A 20,031-nucleotide genomic window follows, 5' to 3' on the forward strand; every position below is an offset into this window, starting at 1 on the left:
AATTCCCGGTATCTGGTCGGCGGTACGGCGCTCAGTCGCGGTCGAGGATGGCGCCGAGGATCCAGGTCACGATGCCGACGAAGAGCGCGCCGAGCACCGCCTCCGGCCAGAAGCTGTCCACGTGGAACGGCAGTCCGGCCTGGCCCGCGATCCAACTCGTCAACAGGAAGAGCAGCCCGTTGACGACCAGCGCGATCAGTCCGAGGGTCAGCAGGTAGAAGCCACAACCGACGGTCTTGACGATCGGTTGTAGCACGGCGTTCACCACGCCGAAGATCACCGCGACGAGCACCAGGGTGGTGACGGTCTCGGTGGTGGAGGTCGAGTCCAACGTGATGCCGGGGATGAGCAGCGTGGCCAGCCAAAAGGCCAACGCCGTCGTGGCCAGCCGGATCAGCAGCCCTTTCAGGAAACCCATGGCGCAAGATGCTGCCACGGACGGATCACGTGCGGAACCCTCGAACCGGTGCCTTCATCGCCGGCCGGGGTGACCGACCAGGTGGGCCTCGATCGGTGTGGGGGAGATCAGGGCCCAGCGCAGCGCCCGCCGGTTGACCACCGCGACCATGTCGTCCCGGATCCGGGTCAGCCACTCGGCCGAACCGCCCAGCCCGAGGGCGGTGCCGGCCAGCGCCGCCTCGGCCGGGTCGAGGGGTTGCAGCACGGCCAGGTCCGCCCGCCCCAGCGCGTCGGCGTCGGCGGCGGTCAGCTCGTCGCGGACCAGCAGGGTGGCCCGCCAGGGCGGTCCCGGTTCGGGCTCGGGCGGTGTCGGACCGGCGTCCAGCACCACCAGCAGCGGACGCAGCGGGGTGCCGACCTCGTCGGGGAGCGGCCGGCCCGGGGGGAGAAGCGGGATCGTGTCGCCCGGCGCGCCGACGCCCCGGACGAACGGCTCCCACACGCGGGGCCGGCCGGTCTGCACGACGACCCGCGCCCCGAGCGCCATCGCCCGGAGGGTGAGCAGTTGGGCGGCGCGTACGCCACCGACGAGCATGATCCGGGTGCTCTCCGGACGGAACAGCCGGACGGTCACCGCGCCGCCGTGCCGGTTGGCGCCGAGCATCAGGCCCGCCTCGCCCAGCGTCACCTCCAGAGCGGCGGGACCGGCCGGACCGGGGGCCGGCGACGCCAGCGGCAGCGTGGCAGCCAGCCCGGTCAACTGCTCGCCGTCGAGCCGTCGTACCTCACCGCCCGCTCCGGTCACCACGCGGCGCAGCGCTCCGGCTGCCGCCGCCAGTTCCGCCGGGGTGCGGGCGGCCAGGCGCACGGTCAGCTCGGTCGGCACCGACGCGGGGTCGGCACCGACCGACGGCCCCGCCCCGATCGACACCGTGGTCGCGGTGACCGGAAGCGCGAGCAGCCGGGACGCCAGGCGCCGGCCGCCGTCGGTGCGCGGGTCCGGCCACCGGTGCAGCCGGAAGGTGGTCTGCAACAGGTCGCCCGTGCGCACCGCCTGCCAGGACTCCATCGTCGGCCGGTCGTCGTGGTGGGCCAGCTCGCCCACCACCCGCAGGGTCGCCTCCACGCCCAGCGGCCGGGCTCCGACCGGCCCGAGCCGGCGGATGATCCGGCGCAGGGTGCCGGAGAGCGCGCGGCGCAGGTCGTCCGCGGTGACGCCGTCGACCCGGAGTACCCGCACCGCGAGCACCGCCCGCTCCCGGCCGGGCAGCCGGCCGTCGGTGAGCTGCCGGTACGACGTGGCCACCGCACCCGACGCCGCGACGGTCGGCGCGGGTGCCCCGGTGATCAGGAGCTGGACCCGGACCGGCGGACTGCCCGGGGTGGCAGCGGGCAGCAGCGTCCCCGGGAGCGGCAGCGTGCGCGCGCCGTCACCGAGCAGGTCGCCCGGGTCGCCCAGTTCCAGGACCGCCACCATGCCGATGCCGTCGTCCAGCACGGCGGCGGACCCGCCGGCCAGCTCCACCGGGCGGACGAGCGTGTCCGCGACCAGGCCGAGCAGCGCGGCCGGCCCGGCGTGTGCCGGCAGGGCGCGCCGACGGGTCAGATAGCCCAGGCCGGCGCCGAGCCACTCGAAGAGCCATCGGCCACGCAGCCGTACCCAGGCCAGCGGCAGCACCACGAGAACCAGCGCCACAGCCGCGAGCATCGGCAGCGCACCCCGGCCGGCGGCGGCCACCGGCGCGGCGAGCGCCACCTGCGCGGCGACGATCTGACCGGCCCGGATCCGGGGACGAACCTGGCGGCCGGCGCTGCCCGACCGAGGGTCTCCGGTCACGGACGGCCGCGGTCGGCCGGGACCCGGCGGCGTCCTCTCCCGCCCGTCGCCCGTGGTCGAACGCCGGGCGTTCGTGGTGGTGGCCGGCACCGCGCCTCCTCAACCCGATCACTCGCCGCGACGCGGCTGCCGCTCATCGTAAGGGTCCCGGCCGATCGAGCGGGAACCCGCGTTGTCCACAGGGGAGCGCCAGGGGGTAGCAGAACCGCCATCGGGCGGCTACCGTCAGCGACGAGTTTGGCTGACCCGCGCCCGCCGTGCTCGACCCTCCGGGGGTGGCGCGAGCGGCGCGCTCCCGGAGCGGGCGCGCCGACGGCCAGCCACGACACAGGAGACGAGGTGACGTCCGGGTGTCCCAGACCCAGGCAGAAGCCGCGGTCATGCAGCAGACCGCCGCGAAGTTCGAGCAGGTGGACCAGTCGTTGCAGTCGATGCTCAGCGGGCTGATGGCCGAGCTGGAGGTGTTGCAGCAGGCGTGGCGCGGTGCCGGTGGGCGCTCCTTCGAGCAGGTCAAGCAGCAGTGGGCGCAGGACCAGGCGGCGCTCCAGCGGGCCCTGCGGGAGACCGCCACCGCGATCCGCACCGCCGGCCAGCAGTACGACGTCTCGGACACGGAGGCCGCCAGCCGGGTGTCCACCACCAACCGCGGCGGCATCCAGCTGCCGCTGTAGTTCCCGACCAGGGGGAGGAACCATCCGATGGACCACGGTGTGCTGGTCGTCAACTTCGCCGCGCTGCAACAGGCCGGTGCGGACATCCACAAGGCACTGAACATGCTCGACTCACAGCTCGGGCAGCTCGAACGGGACGCCGCCCCGCTCGTGGCGAGCTGGTCCGGTGAGGCGCGGCAGGCGTACGAGCAGCGGCAGGCCCGCTGGCGTTCCGCCTCGCAGGATCTGCAGACCATGCTCCGCGACATCAAGCTCGCGGTCGACGACTCCGCGACCGACTACCTCGACACCGAGAAGAGGAACGTCGGCCTGTTCCAGTGACACCCGCGCACGGTGGCGTCGGCCCTGCCCGGCCGACGCCACCGCCGTGTCCGGGGGCGCCGGCAGTCGGCGGTCGCCGGCCGCAGGACGATCCGGCGACGGCGCGGCTCAGGCCGAGCCGGGTGGCTGCCACCGGCGGCGCGCGCCGCGCGGCACCACGAGCGCCAGCAGCACTGCCACCGCGACGGCCGCGCCGCTGATCCCCGCCACGAGCAGCGCCCGGTCCCGGGCCGTCGCCCGCCTCTCCCGCTGCGCCAGCGTGGCCGGATCGGCGCGGTTGTCGGCGAGGGCGGCGGCCGGGCGTACCTCGCCGGACGCCCCGCCCCCGGTCTCGGTGACCGCCCGGTAGGGGTTCAGCACCCCGGCGCCGTACGCGCCGCCAGCGGGATCGCCGGGCGCCGGGTCGGTGGTCGCCATGATCCGCCGGGCCACCTCCATGGCGTCCAGTTCCGGCCGGTACTGCCGCAGCAGCGCTGCCGTGGCGGCGACGAACGGCACCGCATAGGAGGTTCCCTCGGCGCGCAGGTGGCCCTGCCTCGGCGCGGCCATCAGCACGTCGCCGCCCGGGGCCACCAGGTCCACGTACGGGCCGGTCTGCGAGAACGGTGAGCGCGTCCCGTCCGCCCCGATCGCACCCACCCCGAGCACACCGTCGTACGCGGCTGGATAGGGGCGCGGGTCGCCGTTCTCGTGCAGGTTGCCCGCGGCGGCGACCACCACCACGTCCCGGTCCACCGCGTGGGCGATGGCGGCCCGCACGGCGGGATCGTCGGCGTACAGCACGACGGAGAGGTTCAGCACGTCGGCGCCCTCGTCCACCGCCCAGCGGATCGCGCGGGCGAAGTCGGCGGCGCTGACCGTACGCCCCGACTCCCGGCCGTCGACCACCTGCTGCTCGCTGACGCGTACCGGGAGGACGCGGGCGTCCGGTGCGAGTCCCCGGAAGGCCACCCCCGGGCGGGGCGCCGCCGCGATGATGCTCGCGACTCCGGTGCCGTGGCCGGCGCAGTCCCGCGTGCCGTCCCCGCCCGGGTCCAGCAGGTCGGTGCCGGTCAGGACCCGCCCGGCGAGCTGCGGGTGCACCCGGTCCACGCCGGAGTCGACCACCGCCACGGTCACCCCCGCCCCGGTGGCCAGTGGCGCCAGGCGCTCCGGCGCGTACCGCTGCTGGGTCCACGGGGTCGCGGCGACCGGTCGGGACGGGGCGAGTGGCGTGGCGCAGCCCGGCGCCCGCGCGCCGGCCAGGGCCGGACCGAGTGGTGGGCCGGCGGGAAACGGCACCGGAACGGACGCCACGACGGCCGCCGAGAAGACCGCCAGAAGGGCATGGGTGCGGGACCGGGACATCGACCGCCTCCGTATCGTGTCGACTCCGGAACGGGATGTTATCGCCTTCCATGGAACCGGGCGGCCCGCCGCCGGCCAGCCATTGTGATCTTGAATTGACCTTGTAGGTTGTACGCGATGCCTGTGGCCTGTTCTCGGAAGGAGAGGTGGCCGTGACCGAATGGGAGCCGGCCACGGAGGCCGAGGCGGCGATGCGCGAGGCGCTGCACGCCGATGACCAGCAGCTCTACTTCCGGATCCTGGCCCGGACGGACCTTCTCCTGCCGGTGTCCGCGCAGGCGCTCGCCGGTCAGGCGCCGCCCGGATGGGGCACCTGGACGACCGGCGGCCGGACGCACGTCCTGGCCTTCACCTCGGCCGCCGCCATACGGGCCTGCCTCGGGGACAACGCCGGGTCCAGCCGGCGCGTGCCGTACACCGACCTGGCCGAGGAATGGCCCGACCAGGAGTGGTGGCTGGCCGTCAACCCGGGCCTGCCGATCGAGGGCTACCTGCCGTCCTGGTTCGTGGCGCAGCTCTCCCGTGGTGACGTCCGGCTGCCGGGCCGCACCCTGGGCGCGCGGGCCCGCCTGGAACGCGCCGAGACGCTCGCCCGGGCACGGGCCACCTCGGTCGCACGGGATGCCGACGCCGTGCCGAGCACCGGACCGCAGGGCCGGACGACGACCGCCAACGGCGTACCCCCGGCACCCACGCCGGACCGCGCCGACGCGCTTCTTCCCCCGACCATCCGGCCGTCGGTGGAGGGTGCTCCCGCCGGCCGGACGAGGGCCGAGCCGCCGCGCGTGGACGCGGTGACGAACGGGCAGTGGCCCGCCCCGCCCCCGTACCCGTCGACCCGGCCCGGGGACGCGGCCGAGGGCCGGCCGGTGTCGCCCTGGCCGTCGGCCCGGCCCGAGGTCGGAGCCGACCGTCCCGCGACAGCGGAGGGCCGCGCGGGTGCCGAGGGCGGGGACCGGCCGAACCGCTCCTTCTTCGAGCCGGCGTCCGGCCGTGGCTCGGCGTACCGCGATCCGGTGACCCGTGCCGCCGCGGACCGGGCTGCCCCACCGTCCCGTTTCGCGGGCGGCAGCCAGCCCTTCCCCCGCCGCCGGCCGCCGTCGGAGGGGCCCACCGACGCCTTCCGGACGACCGACCCGGCCGCCGCCCCGCCGGCGGAGGAGACCACCCAGGCCCTGCCGGCGCGGCCCGGTCCGTCGGACGACGAGCGGACCCGGCCGATCCGCGTCCCCGACCCCGCGCGGCTCCAGGCGTACGCGCGCCGCCCGGCGGAGCCGGACGCGGACGGTACGCAGGTGCTGCCGCGCCGCCGGCCCGGTCCGGCGGGGCCGGACCCGGCCGAGGACCTGCCCGCCTCGATCGCCGAACCCGTCTCGGCGCCACCCGCTCCCCGTCGGGGTTTCACGCCCATCGTGATCGAGGGCACGATCATCGAGGCCCGCGACGTCGCCCCGCCCCCGGCCGCCGCTACGGAACCCGCCCGCTCCCTCTTCGATCCGGAGCCGACCGGCACGCCGCCCACCGTGGTGGCCGGGACCTCCACCGGGTTCGCCGGACCCGCCGAGTCCGCCGGCGTCACCGCCCGACCCGCCGAGTCCGCCGGCCTCACCGCCCGACCTGCCGAGTCCGCCGAGCCCGTCGGTCCGGCGACCGGCCCGCTGATCGGCACCGGCTCGGACCGGGTGGATCCGACGGCCGACCCCACCTGGACCGCGACGCCGGCCACCGTCGATCCGGGGCCGGCCGCCGACCCGATGACCGACGTGCCCCCTTCCTCCGCGACGGCGGGCTTCCTGCCCGCCAACGAGGTGGAGGAGGACCTCCTCGACGCGAGCGGCACCGGCAGCACCGACACCTTCCTCTCCACGCTGCTGCTGGCCCGCGTGCTGCTCCCGGTCACGCCAGACTCCGCGCCGGGCAGCCGCCCCGGCGAACCGGGCTTCGTCTGGCACCGGGAGGAGTTGGACGGCGAGACCTGCGTGGTGGTCTACACGTCGCCGGAGCGGCTCGCCGACAACACCGACGCGCTGGTGGAGACGCTGCCGGTCAAGTTCGTCCAGCTCATCCACCGCTGGCCGGACGAGTCCTGGTCGTTCGTGGTCAATCCGGGCACCCCGATCGGGGCGAAGCTGCCCGGCGAGCAGATCGTCGGCCTGGCGAGCTGGGCCGCGGAGGTCGGGCTCGGCACCGACGCCGGCAGCGAGCCGGAGCCCCCGCCCGCGGAGGAACCGGTCGCCCGCACCCGGTACACCGCGCCCGCGCCGGACCCGGCCCGGCCCGTCGTCATGCAGAAGGCGGTCGCGCCCAGCCAACTCGCGTACTACCTGGAGCGCGGCTACGACCGGGTCTCCGGCTTCGTGCACCGGGCCGGCGAACTGGCCCACCTGACCACCCCGGCCGAGCTGTACGACGCCCTCGGCCTCGGCTACCCCGACTCGCCGTTCCGTCGGGACGCCGGGGAGATCTACGTGCTGCGGTGGCCGGCGCACCGGCCGAGCCTCTACCGCATTCCGTACGGGGGCCAGAACGAGGCGGCGATGCGGGCCATGGAGGGCTGGGTCATCGAGCGCCCGCCGTTCCGGGGCAACGGGTTCGCGCCGGGCGAGAGCAGCGACGTGGTGGCGGAGTTCAAGGTGGACAGTGCCCGGCTGCCGTACGGGGCGCAGCTCTGGCGGGTCGGCGCGGACGGCACCGAGCGGGTGGTCGCCCTCCTCGACACCGACGCGCTCCTGTGGCGAGAGGTCGGTGCCGGTGATGCGTGACGGTTACGTGGCCCGGTGGCGCGGGCGGGAGTACCAGGCCAGCCCGGACGGCGACACCGTCCGGCTCTACCAGCCGGAGCCGGGCGACGGCTTCGAGGAGGTACGTCCCGGCCGGTACGTGCGCGTCCTGCCGGTGACCGAGGTCGACGACCTGGCGTACGTCCGGACCACCTGCACCTGGCAGGGGCAGCCCTTCATCGTCCTCGCCGAGCACGACGGCTGGCTGCGCGTGGAGTACACGGGCGGTCGCTGGCCGGTCGCCCGGGCGCTCGGCCTGGAGGTGTTCGACTTCGGCGTCTACCAGGGTTGGGCACCCTCGGCGGAGGTCGCCGACCTGCGCGAGCAGCGGGTATAGGGCGCGTCAGGACTTCGTCCAGCGCAGGATCTCGCCGAGCACCACGTCGCGGGCCTCCACGTGGGGGAAGTGTCCGACCCCGTCGAGCAGCCGCCACTCGTACGGCGCCACGACGTAGCGGCCGGAGCCCTGGGCGGTGCGCGGCAGGGAGGCGGCGTCGAGCGCGCCGTGCAGTTGCAGGGTCGGGGTGACCAGAGGCTTCTGCATCAGCCGCACGAACCGGTAGCCGTGCAGCCGCAGCACCGACCGGAACGCCCAGCGGTAGCCCTCCAGGGCGCAGAACGCGGCCTGTGGGATCCGCATCGCCTCCCGGCAGCGTTCCGCGTACGCGGCGAAGGCCGGTGAGGCCACCCAGTCCGGCCCGCCCCAGCGGCGCAGGATCTCCTCGACGGCCGCGGCGTCGTCCCGGGTGAGCACGTGTTCGTACCGGGGCATCTGGAACCGCAGGGTCGGGGTGGAGGCGGTGAACTGCCCACGCGGGTCGGCGAAGATGGCCGCGCGCAACCGCAGCGGGTGCGGCGCGCCGAGCACCACCAGCCGGCGGACCAGGGACGGGTGAAACGACGCGACCGTCCACGCGATCATGCCGCCGGCACCGCTCCCCACGAGCGTGGCCGACCGTTCTCCGAGTGCGCGGATCAGGCCGGCGACGTCGGCGGCGAGGGTGTAGCCGTCGTACCCCCTCGGGGGCTTGTCGCTCGCGCCGTAGCCGCGCAGGTCGACGGCGACGGCGCGGAAGCCGGCGTCGGCGACCGCCGGCAGCATCTCGTGCCAGGCCCACCAGTGCTCGGGAAACCCGTGCAGGAACAGCACCATGGGGCCGGTGCCGGCCTCCACGATGTGGAAGCGGCTGCCGTTGGCGCCGACGAAGCGGTGCGTCCACGGCCCCTCGGTGAGGACGCAGGACTCGTCGACGGCGCCGCCGCGCTGCTCGGTCATGGCAGACAGCCTAGGACCTGTGTGCCGGCCGGCCGTTGCGCCGGTGTGGCGGGTGGCCCGGATCGCTTCCCTCAGGTGACCGGAGCGATCTTCACGATGGTCGCCGGGGTGCCCGGTCCGCAGTCGACGGCGGGATCGGCGGGGCCGATCGTCACCCGCACCCAGGTGCCGGTGGCGAACGTGCCCTTGCCGGTGCCGTGCAGCGCGTACTCCCGGCCGTCGTCGGTGACCAGGCCGTAGCACGGCCCGTCGCCGCCCCGGGTGATCCGCCCGGCGAGCGCGTCGACCCGGCGCAGGTCGGTGGGCTTGCTCGGCGGCGCGGTCGGCGGGCCCGGGGTGGGCGGGCGGGTGGGCGACAGCGAGGGCCCGGTCCGTCCGGACGGCGACACCGGTCCGCCGGTGGGGGTGGTGGCCGGTCCGGTCGGGCCGCCGGTGCTTTCGGACGGGCTGGGTGCGGGGGTCTGCGGACCGGACACGGCGGGTCCCTTCTCGGTGCCCGGACAGCCGCTCAGGGACGCGGCGAGGGCCACGGCGGCCACGGCGGGCAGCAGGCTTCGGGTGGCGCGCATGACGGGTCAGACGTGCCGGGCGGGCGTGGCGTTCCCTCCGCCGGGTCTCCGGGAATCCGCCGGGTCTCCGGGAAAGGGGCGATGCCCGGGCAGGAGTCCTGCCCGGGCATCGCGTGCTGAAGATCGGTCGGTCAGGAGAAGCGGACCTTGATGGAGGTGCCCTTCTGCTCCAGAACCTTGATCTTGGTGCCGGTGGCGGGGAGCTTGACGCCGTGGTTCGGCAGTTCCTCGTACCAGTACTTCTTGGTGTCGTCGAAAAGCGGCTGCGCCGTCTGGCCACGGATGTACTGCGGCTGGCTGTTGAGGTGCAGCGTGAACGAGTCCGCCTTCTTCAGGCTGAACGGCGCGTCGTAGACCTGGACCCGGGCCCGCCACGGCTGGCCGGTCAGGTTGTGGATCGGCCGCGGGTGCGCGTCGATGATCAGGTTACGACCCTCACCCGGGTGCTCGAACGTGTCGTTGTCCGCCCACCGCAGGTTCCAGTACGAGACGAGCAGGCCCTCCTGGTACGCGTAGTGGTCGACCCAGTCGGGCCGGGTGTTCGCGTAACCGAAGAAGTACGGGCCGGTCTTCAGGTACTTGTCGTACGAGACGTACGACCGGCTGCCCGCGATGTAGTAGTTCGCGAACATCCGGGTGTAGGTCTCCTCGACGATGTCCCAGCCCTTCAGGGCCCAGTCGCCGGCACCGGCCTCGGCACCGTCGCTCAGGAGGGTCTGGCCGTCGGCGGTCACGGTGATCGCGTCACCGAAGAAGCCACCCTCGGACACACCGCCGTCGGTCTGGTACCGGAAGCGGAACTGCACGACCTTGCCGGCGGCGGCGTCCATCGGGATGGTGATGTCCGCCCACTCGCCCTCGCTGCTGCCGTCCAGCGCCGGCTTCCCGCCGACCTCCTGGAGCGGCTCGCCGTCGACCGTGCCCGGCAGCGCCGTCCAGGTCTTGCCGCCGTCGAGCGACGCCTCGAAGAAGAGGTAGTCGAAGCCGGCCTCGATGTCGTAGCGGCCCTTCATCGACAGCGACGCCGACGACTTCCCGGTGAGGTCCAGGGTCCGGGTCATCGTGTTGTTGAGGTCGTCGTCGTTGCCGGAGAAGTACTGCTTGGTGCCCTCGAACGGCTTGCCGTTGTCGAAGGTGTACTCGCGCTCCGGCAGCACCACCACGGCGGCCTGCGGCTTGGCGGAGTTGTACTCCTGCGGGCCGAGGGTCATGGTGCGCTTCTGCCCGGCCACGACCACCTCGTAGTCGAGCCAGCCCAGCTGGAGCTTGTTCCACGCGCCGAGGTCACCGCCGCGCTCGCCGATGCCGCCGTCGTTCTTGGCGCTCAGCCGGCTCTGGGCCATCAGGGTCCAGTGCTCGTTGTTGTTGTCCCCGCCGTTGAGGATGTTGTAGTCGTCCGGCAGGCCCAGGTCGTGGCCGTACTCGTGGTAGAAGACGCTGCGGCCGCCGTTCTCCGGCTGGATGGTGTAGTCACCGATCCACACGCCCGTGTCGCCGATCTGGGTGCCGCCGGCCGGGAAGTTGGCCGGACCGGTCGAGCCCTGGTCGGAGGCGAAGGCGTACCAGCGGTGGCTCCAGATCGCGTCCTCACCCTGGTTCGGGTCACCGTCGGCCATGTCGCCGCCGGCGTGGACGATCTGGAAGTGGTCGATGTAGCCGTCGGACTCGTTGAAGTCGCCGTCGCCGTCGAAGTCGTACCGGTCCCACTTGTCCATCGCCTTGACGTCCGCGGCGACCTGGGCATCGGTGCGACCCTGGGCCTTCTGGTCGGCGACCCACTGGTTGGCGGCGTCGCGCACGAGCTCCCAGGTGTTCTGGCAGACGTTGCTGTTGCAGACCGCGGGGTCGTTGGCCGGGTCGTCGCTGTCGTCCGGGATCGGGTCGTTGGACCGGCCGTACCGGGCCTCGTTGTGCTTGACCTTGACCCAGTTGCTGACCACGCCGTCGACGCTGTAGCGACCCGAGGACTGGGCCTCGTAGTACTGCTTCAGGGACTCGTCGCCCGGCTTCGTGCCGAAGTAGAGCTTGCGGAAGTGCTCCGGGCTGAAGTCCTTCTGCCACACGGTTGAGTTGTCCACCGCGCGGTTCGGCTCGGGGATCTCGTTGTGCAGCGGACCGTCGAACCGCGCCGGACCCGGCCAGTCGGGGTCGAGGTCCTTGTCGGGGAACTCCGGGTGCCGCTCGTTGCCGAACTCGGCCAGGATCACGAAGATCTGGTCGGTCCGCTCCCGGGAGAGCTCGACGTACTGGTCCTTCTTGCCGCCGGTGCCGCGGGCGGACCGGGCGGTGGCACCGGTCGCGCCGGGCGCGCCGGCGGCGGTCTCACCGACCTTGACGACCGTGCTGCCGTTGATCCGCTGGGCCTTGGCCTTGCCGGACAGGACCTCGCTGAGGCCCTCCTGCCGCAGGGCGCGGCGCTTGTCCTCAAGCGGGTTGGGCAGGTCGTGGTCGGTGTGGGCGGGCTCGGCGACCGACGGTGCGGACGTCGGCAGCTTCGGTTGCGGCGAAGCGATGGCGGACGGTCCGACCGCCAGACCCGTCGCTGTCAGCGAGAGCCCGAGCAGACCCACTGCGACTTTGCGCACGTGGTACCTCCGGTGTGAGGGAACCGGCCCAACGGGGGTAGGGGCCGGGGATTGGATCCCACGCGTGGGACCAATGGTGAAGATAGACACTTGTGTGACGGGTGGGAAGTCGGCCGCATCGATTTGTGGCGAGAATTTGTTGGGAATGCTTTTCACTGTCACACCGCGACTCTTCGTCGGCGGGTGTGGCCTGCGTGAATGGCAGCGCGTGCCTGGGGAGCGACGAGTGTCTATCGGACCGGAGATGCGCAGAAAGCAGTGGGGCCGGTGGCGTCTCCGCCACCGGCCCCACTGGTAACCGTGTTGTCAGTTGGTGACCTTGACGACCATGTCGTCGGTCGGGTTGGTGCCCTGCTTCAGGATCTCGATGGTGGTGCCGGTACCGGCCACCTTCACCGAGTTCCACGCGTTGCCCGAGGTCCAGTACTTGGAGATGCCCTTGTCACTGAAGATCGGGTTCGGCGCGAGCTCCGGCACCGTGACCGGCACACCGTTGCGGTGGAAGGTCTGGGCCGGCTTGGCGTACAGGCTGAACGTCGCGTCGTAGCCGTTACGCCGGTTGCTGATGGTGCCCTGACCGCCGACGTTGATCTTGTCGGGGCGGACGTCCACCGGCAGGTTCAGGCCGTAGCCCGGGTGCTGCGAGGTGTTGTTGTCGCCGTACGCGTAGTTCACGTACCACACCAGCATGCCGGGCTGGTTCGAGAAGCGCTCGACGAAGTCCGGCCGGGTGGTGCCCCAGCCGAAGTTGTACCCACCGGTCCGCAGCGTGTCGTCGTACCCGAGGTAGGTGCGGTTCTCCGCGATGTAGAAGCGGGGGTACGTGTCGGTCACCGAGCCGGTCATCCGGGTGAAGCCCTTGGCCGTCCACGCGGCGTCCAGCGTCTCCGCGTCGTCGGTCCAGGCGGCGGAGCCGTTTTTGACCAGCGACACGTTGTCCAGGAACGCGCCGGCGAGGTGCACGCCGCCGTCGGTCTGGTAGCGGTAGCGGAACTGCACGGTCTGCCCGGCGTATGCCGACAGGTCGTAGGTCAGGTCGACCCAGTTGCCGCTGGTGGAGCCGTCGACGCCGGTCTCGCCGGAGTCGATGAGCGAGTTGCTCAGCGGAGCCCAGGTGGCGCCACCGTTGGTGGACACCTCGGCGTACAGGTAGTCGTAGTCCTCTTCGATGTCGTACCAGGCCTTCGCGGTGATCGACGCGGAGGTCGCACCGGTCAGGTCCAGCTGGCGGGTCAGCGTGGTGTTCAGGTCGTCCGCGCTGCCGCCCCACCACTCGTTCGCACCCGCGAACGGGGTGTTGTACGAGGTGGTCTGGGTCTGCGCCGGCAGGTTGACCACCACCGCCTGGGCCTTCGGCCCGTCACTGTCGCCGGCCGGCCCGAGCGTCACCTGGGTGCTGCCCTTGCCGTACTCGACGGTGGTGTGGTTCAGCCAGCCGAGGTACAGCTTCGACCACGGGTCCATGTAGCCCGGGGTCGACCCGATGTCGTCCTTGCCGTGGCTGAGCCACGAACCGGAGGACATCAGGCTCCAGAAGCCGACGCCGTTGTCGCCGCCGGCGGTGTCGTACAGGTCCGGCAGACCGAGGTCGTGGCCGTACTCGTGGGCGAACACGCCCAGACCGCCGTTCTCCGGCTCGGTGGTGTAGTCCCGGATCCACATGCCGGTGTCACCGATCTGCACACCACCGGAGAGGTTGCCCGCCGGACCCGCGGAGCCCGCGAGGTTCGGGAAGGCGGCCCACCGGTGCGACCAGATGGCGTCCTCGCCCTCGGCGCCGCCGCCGGCCTCCTCGCCCTCACCGGCGTGCACCGCCTGGAAGTGGTCGATGTAGCCGTCGGCCTCGTTGAAGTCGCCGTCGCCGTCGAAGTCGTACCGGTCCCAGACGTCGAACTGGGCCAGGTACTCCTTGATCTGCTCCGGCGTCTTGCCGGCGGCGACCTGGGCCTGGTACCAGGCGGTGGCGCTGTCCTTGACGAAGTTCCAGTAGCCGTCCGCCTCGGAGATGGCGTTGCTGCCGTACCGGGCCTCGTTGTAGGGAACCTTGACCCAGTCGCTCACGTCGCCGTTGAGCGTGTAGCGACCGCCGGACTGCTTGTAGTAGAAGTCCCGCATCGACTCGCCCGAACCGAACATCATGTCCTGGAAGTGCGCCCGGTTGAAGTCCGGCCGCCACAGGGTGCTGTTGTCGTCGGTCGCGTCGCCGTCCCAGTTGCGGTCCGGCTCGGGGATCTCGTTGCGCACCGGGCCGGCAGCGCCACCGGTGCGAGGGTCGGTCTTGTCACCGAACTCGACCAGCATCGTGAACAGCGGGTCGGTCTTCGGCGCCTGCTGGTACTCGACGAACAGGTCGTCCTTGACCTGGATGACCTTGGAGCCGTTGCGCGTCTGAAGCTTGGCCTTGCCGGAGAGCAGGTCGGCGATGGCCTGCTTGCGGATCTCCCGCTGCTGATCCGACTTCGGATCGGGGAGGTTGTCCTTGCCGTGCTTCGCCTTGTCGGAACCGGGGGTCGGGTCCGCGGCCGGTGCGCCGGAGGCCGGCGCCGACACGACTCCCGCCGCCAGCAGCGCGGCCGCGGCCGAGGCCAGACCGGCTGTGACTCGTCTCCTCAAAGGTCCTCCTCTTTGTGGATCTGTTACATGGCAGTGACGGATCGAGCCATGACTGTCATGTGATGCGGCACTCACCTTTACAGAGAGGTGGGGCGCTTGTCACGGGTGAATTGATGCCCGGGGCGACGATGCCGGGGGTTCATACCGTGCAAATGCGGACCAAGGGCTTCACGATTGCGACCTGGGTTCACATCACGTTTCGGCCACGATCACTTAGAGTGATCGCGGTTATGGGGTCCCCATGGGAGAGCGCCGGGCAGCGCGAAAGTGTCACATCAAATGGCTGGCGGACACGATGGCCGTCACAAGAAGCGGGGCCCGACCGGAGCAGTGTGCTCCGATCGGGCCCCGCCGTGTTGCCGGTCGGGCGAAACGGTCAGTTCGCCGGGGTCACGTGGACCGTGGCGTACGAGTTGTCCTTCGCCGTCTTCTTGATGGTGATCGTGACGCCGTACGCGGCGTCCTGGTCACCCGGGTTGCCGCTGCCGAGCACGGTGAACCCGAGGTCGGTGCCGTACAGCCCGGTGGCCGGGCTGCCGTCGGCGTTGGTGACGCGGGTCGTGTAGGGCACGTTGCCCTTCGACGGGATCACCACCGACGCGTCGACGTCCCGGGCGAAGAGCGACGAGCCACGCACCTCGATGCCCGGGTACCAGCCCTTGGCGTCGGTGAACGCCGACACCGCCGGCTGGGCACCGAAGCTGGTGCAGTACTCGCTGTACGGCTCGCCCGTCGCCTCCAGGCACTCCTTGAAGGGGTACGTGGGGTTGAGCGAGAACGCCGCGTTGGCGGACTGCGGACGGCTGGGCAGGTTGTCCAGCGTCGACGGGTCCTTGACGGCCGCCTCGCCCTGACGGCGGTACGGGTCGAAGTGCGAGTCCACGATCAGCAGGCCGCCCTTCGAGCCGTAGCTCGGCAGCGCGGTCGAGTTCGCGGTGACGTGGTTGTCGTTGCCCATCGTGGTGTCCCGGTACCACACCAGCATGCCCGGCGCGTTGTAGGAGATCTTGTCGACCTTCCACGCGTCGCGCGAGTAGGCGGTGTCGTAGCCGTACTTCAGGCCCTCGTCGAACCCGTCGAAGTTGCGCCACTCGGCCAGGTAGTAGTGCGCCTGGGTCGAGGTGCCGCCGTCGATGTGCCAGCCGGCGCCGGTCGTGTCGACGAACGTGCCGCCGGTGGCGGTCCAGCCCGCCGTTCCGTTCTCGACGTCGTCGCTCCACGTGGTGGTGCCGCCGCCGGTCACCGAGAAGTCGTCGGCGAACCAACCCTTCTCGAGGAACGCCTCGTCCGTGGCGTACCGGAGGCGGACCTGCACGGTCTGACCGGCGTACGCCGACAGGTCGACGTAGTCGTGCCGCCAGCCGTGGGTGTCACCGGTGAGGCCGTACTTCTTGTTGCCGAAGTCGACCATGCGGCCGTTCGGGTCCGCGTAGCCGTCGTCGGTGGTGACCAGCTTGCCGGTCGAGTCGTAGACCTTCTGCTCGGCCCAGGTCGTGCCGCCGTCGGTCGAGACCTCGACGAAGCCGTAGTCCCAGTCGGCCTCGATGACGAAGTTGTTCCACATCCAGAACTTCGCGTCGGCCGCCGCCGGCACCGCCACCTGACGAGCGATCTTGACGTCCGCCCAGTCCTGGTCGGAGCCGGAGTACCACATGTTCGCGCCGCTGTGCGGCGTGGCGAGTGTGATCACCTTGTTCGGCAGGTTGATCTTGATGCCGTCCCTGGTGCCCACCGGCGTCCGCGAGGTCTGGCCCAGCTGCACGTCCCGCGGGGACGAGCCCGGGGTGACGGTCAGCGGGTCGGCCCAGCCGAGGATCCACTTGTCCCAGAGGCCCATGTGGGTCGGCAGCGCCTGGAAGATCTCACCGGAGTGCGAGCCCGAGGCCATCAGGTCCCAGAAGTCGACGTCCGAGTCGGCGTTGCCCGAGGTGTCGTAGAGGTCCGGCAGACCGAGGTCGTGGCCGTACTCGTGGGCGAAGACGCCGACACCGGCGTCCTCCGGCTGCACGATGTAGTTCGACACCGTCAGCTCGGTGCCCGGGATCGTGTACCCGCCGACGATCGACGACGAGTGCGCCCAGACGGCGTAGGTGCCCTGCGCGCCACCACCGGCGGACTTGCCCTTGCCGGCGTGCGCCAGCACCAGGTGGTCGATCACGCCGTCCGGCTCGAATACGTTGCCGTCACCGTCCCGGTCGGCCTGGTCCTCGATGTCGTAGTCGGCCCACGGGAAGTTCGGGTCCATCTTCGCGAGCGTGTCGATCGCGTCGGTGGCCAGCCGCCCGGCGCCCTGCGGGTTGTCCGGGTGGCCGTTCATCGACTGCTGCCGCCCGGCGACCCAGTTGCCGTTCTCGTCCTGGAAGCAGCGGGAGGCCGCGTACCAGCCCTCGGAGTGCGGCACCTTGATCCACGGGCTGGCCTGCCCGTCGACCGTGTACGCGCCCTTCGACATCTCCAGGTACATGTTGCGCATCGTCCGGCCGGCCAGGTTGATGCCCGGCTTGCCGTCCGGCCCGGTCAGGTCGGTGCGGACCCGCTCGGTGATGCCCTCCGAGGTGTAGAGCATCTTGTTGTAGTGGGCGGGGGAGAAGTCCGGCACCCACATCGAGTTGTTGTCGAGCTTCGGCAGGCTCGCCGGGTTCGGGATGTTGTTGTGCAGCGGTCCGTTCTGGACGGTGCCGAGGACGCAGCTCCGGTCCTCGAAGACCGTCTTGGGGACCATGACGTTGGTGAAGTCGTCGTTGGCGTTCTCGTTGAACTCCACCAGCAGGGTCAGCAGCTTGGCGGTCTGGGTGCCCTTGGCCTGCTTGATCTGCCGTGGGTTCTTGCCCGTCTTGATCGCCTCGGCTTCGATCTTCGCGAGCTGCTTGGCGGTCACCGGGTTGCCCCGGGCGAACTTGCGGTCGTACGCCCGCGCCTCGTCGACGGCGGGCGCGTGGACGCCACCCTTGCCCTTGACCTCGCGACCGTCGCTGTCCGGTTGGACGGCGGGCTCCGAGTAGTTGATGTAGTACTCGTCGGCCCCGATCGTGGCCCGGGTGGGCCCGGACTCGGCCGCCGCCGAGCTGCCGGTCACGGTCAGTGACGCGGCCGCCAGGGCGACGGCGGGCAGCGCGACGAGCAGCCGTCGACGCGACCCGGATTGGGATTTCTGGTTCATGCCACTCCATTTCTCGGGCATGGGTGAGGAGGAGTCGGCCGGCACGCGGACGTCGATGTGACATCCATCGAACTGTTCGACCTGCGTGAACATAAATCAGAAACAACATGAACGACAGTCCTGGAGCCGGCCTGTGTCCGTTCAGCTTCTCCCTGCTCAACCGACCGACCGATGTAACACCGCTCGGGCCCTCCGGCGTACAGCCGTAAGACATGACGGTGGGTGGCGGCCCGCGCGGACCGCCACCCACCGGGGAGTACGCCTGCCGTCAGTCCTCGTCGGACTTCCCGCCGCCCATCCCCGAGGAGATCAGCTCCATCACCGACGAGTCCTGGAGGGTCGTCACGTCGCCGAGCGACCGGTGCTCCGCCACGTCCCGCAGCAGCCGGCGCATGATCTTGCCGGAACGGGTCTTCGGCAGCTCGGGCACCAGCATGATCTGCCGGGGCTTGGCGATCGGGCCGAGCGTCTTCGCGACGTGGTTGCGCAGCTCGGTGATCAGCTGCTCGCCCGCCTCGCCGGTGGTGTCCGCGCTGCCGCGCGGGATGGCGAACGCGACGATCGCCTGCCCGGTGGTCGGGTCGGTGGCACCCACCACGGCCGCCTCGGCGACCGACGGGTGCGACACCAGCGCCGACTCGACCTCGGTGGTGGAGATGTTGTGCCCGGACACCAGCATCACGTCGTCGACCCGGCCGAGCAGCCAGATGTGCCCGTCGTCGTCCTTCTTCGCACCGTCACCGGCGAAGTACACCCACTCGCCCTCGCCGCTCGCGCCGGCGCCCGCGCCGAACCGCGACCAGTACGTCTCGAGGAAGCGGTTGTCGTCGCCCCAGATGGTGCGCAGCATCGACGGCCACGGCTCCTTCAGCACCAGGTACCCGCCGCCGCCGTTCGGCACCGACACACCCTGGTCGTCCACCACGTCGGCGGCGATGCCCGGCAGCGGGGTCATTGCGCTGCCCGGCTTGGTCTCCGTGACGCCCGGCAGCGGGGAGATCATGATGGCCCCCGTCTCGGTCTGCCACCACGTGTCGACGATCGGCAGCGCGCCCCGGCCCACGTGCTGCCGGTACCACATCCACGCCTCCGGGTTGATCGGCTCTCCGACGCTGCCCAGCAGCCGCAGCGACGACAGGTCGTACCCGGCCGGGATGTCCTCGCCCCACTTCATCATCGTGCGGATCAGCGTCGGCGCGGTGTAGAGGATGGTGACCCTGTACCGGTCCACGACCTCCCAGAACCGGCCCTTGTGCGGGGTGTCCGGGGTGCCCTCGTACATGACCTGGGTGGCGCCGTTGGAGAGCGGCCCGTACACGATGTAGGAGTGGCCGGTGACCCAGCCGATGTCGGCCGTGCACCAGTAGACGTCCGTGTCCGGCTTGAGGTCGAACACCGCGTGCGTCGTGTACGACGTCTGGGTCAGGTAGCCGCCGGTGGTGTGCAGGATGCCCTTCGGCCGGGCCGTCGTGCCGCTGGTGTAGAGGATGAACAGGGGGTGCTCGGCGTCGAAGGCCTCCGGGGTGTGCTCCGCCGACGCGGTCTCCACCGTCTCGTGCCACCAGTGGTCCTTCGCCGACCAGGCGACCTCCTCGCCGGTGCGGCGGACGACCAGCACGTGCTCGATCGACGGGCAGTTGGCCACCGCCTCGTCCACCGTCGGCTTCAGCGCCGACGGCTTGCCCCGCCGGTAACCGCCGTCGGCGGTGATGACGACCTTGGCGGTGGCGTCCTGGATGCGGTTGGTCAGCGCGTCGGCCGAGAAGCCACCGAAGACCACGCTGTGCGTGGCGCCGATCCGGGCGCAGGCCAGCATCGCGACCGCCGCCTCCGGGATCATCGGCAGGTAGATCGCCACCCGGTCCCCGGCGGTCACCCCCAGGTCGGTCAGCGCGTTCGCCGCCTGGCAGGTCAGCCGGTGCAGGTCCGCGTACGTGAGCGTGCGGGTGTCGCCCGGCTCGCCCTCCCAGTGGATCGCCACCTTGTCGCCCCGGCCGGCCTCCACGTGCCGGTCCAGACAGTTGTACGCCACGTTGAGCTGCCCGCCCACGAACCACTTCGCGAACGGCGGGTTCGACCAGTCCTGGACCTGATCCCACTGCTTCGCCCAGCTCAGCCGGCCCGCCTGCCGCTCCCAGAAGGCCAGCCGGTCGGCGTCCGCCGCGGCGTACGCGTCGCCGGTGACGTTGGCGTTCGCGGCGAGCTCGGCCGGCGGCGGGAACTGGCGTGTCTCGTTCAGCAAGTTGGCCAATGCCTCGCTCATGCCGTGCTCCCTCGTCGCTCGGGTGACCTGCGTCTCGTTGCAGGAGAGGGTAGTCGGGACGCCCGGTGGCGGCGACCACGCGTCGTCGGAACCGCGCCGAGCGGCCCGCCGCACGCGCCGGACGGCTCCCCGGTGAAAGGAAGGGCCCCCGCTTAACGTCTGCGGTAGAGGAAGGGCCCCTTCTTAACAGCCGCACGGGTGGCGCCGGTC

At 71.6% G+C, this 20,031-nt stretch carries 13 protein-coding genes; 4 read left to right on the top strand and 9 right to left on the bottom strand.

What is annotated here, in order from left to right; genetic code table 11:
* Window positions 1–31: 31 nt before the first annotated feature.
* Complete coding sequence (locus ACIBR0_RS21565; RefSeq protein WP_357040520.1) at window positions 32–418, bottom strand: phage holin family protein; 387 nt, start codon at window positions 416–418, stop codon at window positions 32–34.
* Between the two features lie 54 nt (window positions 419–472).
* Complete coding sequence (eccE, locus tag ACIBR0_RS21570) at window positions 473–2,326, bottom strand: type VII secretion protein EccE (RefSeq protein ID WP_396718291.1); 1,854 nt, start codon at window positions 2,324–2,326, stop codon at window positions 473–475.
* 260 nt (window positions 2,327–2,586) lie between these two features.
* On the opposite strand from eccE, the gene ACIBR0_RS21575 reads away from it, so the two are divergent.
* Window positions 2,587–2,907 carry a WXG100 family type VII secretion target gene (locus tag ACIBR0_RS21575; RefSeq protein ID WP_357042325.1) on the top strand — a complete coding sequence of 107 codons (321 nt, stop codon included), beginning with the start codon at window positions 2,587–2,589 and terminating at the stop codon, window positions 2,905–2,907.
* Between the two features lie 27 nt (window positions 2,908–2,934).
* A complete protein-coding gene (locus ACIBR0_RS21580; RefSeq protein WP_357042322.1) occupies window positions 2,935–3,228 on the top strand; it encodes a WXG100 family type VII secretion target in 294 nt (97 codons plus the stop codon).
* Window positions 3,229–3,336: 108 nt separating this feature from the next.
* Here ACIBR0_RS21580 and mycP read toward each other — a convergent pair whose 3' ends face one another.
* Complete coding sequence (gene mycP / locus ACIBR0_RS21585; protein WP_396718295.1) at window positions 3,337–4,575, bottom strand: type VII secretion-associated serine protease mycosin; 1,239 nt, start codon at window positions 4,573–4,575, stop codon at window positions 3,337–3,339.
* A gap of 152 nt (window positions 4,576–4,727) precedes the next feature.
* Here mycP and ACIBR0_RS21590 point away from each other — a divergent pair, with 152 nt between their 5' ends.
* Both ACIBR0_RS21590 and ACIBR0_RS21595 read left to right on the top strand, forming a co-directional pair.
* Window positions 4,728–7,337, top strand: coding sequence for an SseB family protein (locus tag ACIBR0_RS21590; protein ID WP_396718298.1), 2,610 nt, complete (start codon window positions 4,728–4,730; stop codon window positions 7,335–7,337).
* Window positions 7,327–7,692, top strand: coding sequence for a hypothetical protein (locus tag ACIBR0_RS21595; protein ID WP_357032611.1), 366 nt, complete (start codon window positions 7,327–7,329; stop codon window positions 7,690–7,692). Before ACIBR0_RS21590 ends, ACIBR0_RS21595 begins: the two co-directional genes overlap by 11 nt.
* 6 nt (window positions 7,693–7,698) lie before the next feature.
* Here ACIBR0_RS21595 and ACIBR0_RS21600 read toward each other — a convergent pair whose 3' ends face one another.
* The 6 genes from ACIBR0_RS21600 to acs form a co-directional block, all read right to left on the bottom strand.
* On the bottom strand, window positions 7,699–8,631 hold the full coding sequence (locus tag ACIBR0_RS21600) for an alpha/beta hydrolase (protein ID WP_357032608.1): 933 nt from the start codon (window positions 8,629–8,631) through the stop codon (window positions 7,699–7,701).
* A gap of 71 nt (window positions 8,632–8,702) precedes the next feature.
* On the bottom strand, window positions 8,703–9,200 hold the full coding sequence (locus ACIBR0_RS21605) for a hypothetical protein (RefSeq protein ID WP_396718301.1): 498 nt from the start codon (window positions 9,198–9,200) through the stop codon (window positions 8,703–8,705).
* Window positions 9,201–9,331: 131 nt separating this feature from the next.
* Window positions 9,332–11,770 carry an immune inhibitor A domain-containing protein gene (locus ACIBR0_RS21610; protein WP_396718336.1) on the bottom strand — a complete coding sequence of 813 codons (2,439 nt, stop codon included), beginning with the start codon at window positions 11,768–11,770 and terminating at the stop codon, window positions 9,332–9,334.
* Between the two features lie 321 nt (window positions 11,771–12,091).
* Entirely contained in the window at window positions 12,092–14,398 is a 2,307-nt protein-coding gene (locus tag ACIBR0_RS21615) for an immune inhibitor A domain-containing protein (protein WP_396718303.1), read from the bottom strand.
* 376 nt (window positions 14,399–14,774) lie between these two features.
* A complete protein-coding gene (locus ACIBR0_RS21620; RefSeq protein WP_396718306.1) occupies window positions 14,775–17,558 on the bottom strand; it encodes an immune inhibitor A domain-containing protein in 2,784 nt (927 codons plus the stop codon).
* Between the two features lie 268 nt (window positions 17,559–17,826).
* On the bottom strand, window positions 17,827–19,821 hold the full coding sequence (acs, locus tag ACIBR0_RS21625) for an acetate--CoA ligase (RefSeq protein WP_396718309.1): 1,995 nt from the start codon (window positions 19,819–19,821) through the stop codon (window positions 17,827–17,829).
* Window positions 19,822–20,031 lie beyond the last annotated feature (210 nt).

Source organism: Micromonospora sp. NPDC049497 (assembly GCF_044465805.1).
Classification (GTDB): Bacteria; Actinomycetota; Actinomycetes; order Mycobacteriales; family Micromonosporaceae; genus Micromonospora.

Excerpts from the sequence above, each read along its gene's own strand:
- mycP (WP_396718295.1), bottom strand. The coding sequence starts at position 4,575 with ATGTCCCGGTCCCGCACCCATGCCCTTCTGGCGGTCTTCTCGGCGGCC.
- ACIBR0_RS21600 (WP_357032608.1), bottom strand. The coding sequence starts at position 8,631 with ATGACCGAGCAGCGCGGCGGCGCCGTCGACGAGTCCTGCGTCCTCACC.
- ACIBR0_RS21580 (WP_357042322.1), top strand. The coding sequence starts at position 2,935 with ATGGACCACGGTGTGCTGGTCGTCAACTTCGCCGCGCTGCAACAGGCC.
- acs (WP_396718309.1), bottom strand. The coding sequence starts at position 19,821 with ATGAGCGAGGCATTGGCCAACTTGCTGAACGAGACACGCCAGTTCCCG.
- ACIBR0_RS21620 (WP_396718306.1), bottom strand. The coding sequence starts at position 17,558 with ATGAACCAGAAATCCCAATCCGGGTCGCGTCGACGGCTGCTCGTCGCG.
- ACIBR0_RS21565 (WP_357040520.1), bottom strand. The coding sequence starts at position 418 with ATGGGTTTCCTGAAAGGGCTGCTGATCCGGCTGGCCACGACGGCGTTG.
- ACIBR0_RS21605 (WP_396718301.1), bottom strand. The coding sequence starts at position 9,200 with ATGCGCGCCACCCGAAGCCTGCTGCCCGCCGTGGCCGCCGTGGCCCTC.